Origin of the sequence: Vallitalea maricola, assembly GCF_036985595.1 — a bacterium.
GTDB lineage: Bacteria > Bacillota > Clostridia > Lachnospirales > Vallitaleaceae > Vallitalea > Vallitalea maricola.
In genome coordinates this window covers 1-256 of the sequence record NZ_BTPU01000211.1, presented here as the reverse complement: position 1 = coordinate 256, position 256 = coordinate 1, and the positions used below count along the sequence as shown (strand labels likewise).

At 34.0% G+C, this 256-nt stretch carries 1 protein-coding gene; it reads right to left on the bottom strand.

What is annotated here, in order from left to right:
* A partial coding sequence (locus AACQ14_RS23895; protein WP_339366043.1) for an energy-coupling factor transporter transmembrane component T occupies positions 1 to 256 on the bottom strand: 256 nt, incomplete at both ends.

The window sequence follows — 256 nt, the reverse complement described above, 5'->3', positions numbered from 1 at the left end:
AAACGATGGTGCCACATTCCTCATTTTCATTGCATCTTTGATATCTCTCCAATCCTCTCCTACCATTGGAAAATATCTAAGCATTACTGTTAACGGAATAACTACACTTTTGGTCATATGTATACGATTCATAGCCGCCATGAATTCATTTACTCTTGTTGTAGAAACAATTATTCCACCTAACATACCACATGGGAATATCTTTCTTATGAACATACAAAAACTCACAATAAATATCTTAAAAGTTCCACCTAGA